The sequence below is a fragment of the Novacetimonas hansenii JCM 7643 genome (genome assembly GCF_000964405.1).
GTDB lineage: Bacteria > Pseudomonadota > Alphaproteobacteria > Acetobacterales > Acetobacteraceae > Novacetimonas > Novacetimonas hansenii.
Genome location: NZ_BANE01000339.1, coordinates 1 through 583, shown reverse-complemented (window position 1 = coordinate 583; position 583 = coordinate 1). Strand labels below are relative to the sequence as shown.

The 583-nt window shown below is 65.9% G+C and carries 2 protein-coding genes; both read left to right on the top strand.

What is annotated here, in order from left to right; translation table 11 throughout:
- A partial coding sequence (locus B7G66_RS16425) for a DUF2840 domain-containing protein (RefSeq protein WP_048859408.1) occupies nucleotides 1-183 on the top strand: 183 nt, incomplete at its 5' end.
- The coding region (locus tag B7G66_RS16420; RefSeq protein ID WP_048859409.1) for a S26 family signal peptidase at nucleotides 180-583 on the top strand (404 nt) is incomplete at its 3' end. The genes B7G66_RS16425 and B7G66_RS16420, both read left to right, overlap by 4 nt.

Here is a 583-nt window from a genome sequence, read left to right as displayed (position 1 = left end):
TGGCCGCAGGTGCGTGCCGTGCTGTCTGTGATCGAGACGGTGGAACGGCAGGGCATCAATCCCGTCGATGTTGATCCGGAATACTGGCGGCAACTCGGGCGGTCACGGCCTGATGGTCGGGATATTCCGCGCTATTCCACGCCCCGACATGCTGCGTGGCTGCGTCGGAGGATCGTGTCATGACGCGGCGGGGCTGGTTCTTCACCACGTATTTCGCAGCACTTGGAACTGGTCTGTCGATGGCGTTGCATCCGACACCGCGCCTGATCTGGAACGCGACCGCCAGCGTGCCCGTAGGGCTGTATCGTCTGCACCCGGTGCGGGCTCCTCATGTCGGGGATCTGGTCGCACTCCGCCTGCCGGAAGGCGATGCCGACATGCTGGCGCGGGGCGGGTATCTGCCGCGCAGTGTGCCGTTGCTCAAACCGGTGGCGGCGGTCGGCGGACAGACAGTCTGCCGCGCCGGCAGTCACATCACGATCGACGGCGGGGCTGCCGGTGACGCGTTGCCTGTCGATCATCGGCGTCGTCCCTTGCCTGTCTGGCAGGGCTGTCACCGTCTCGGTGTGCGCGAACTCTTCGT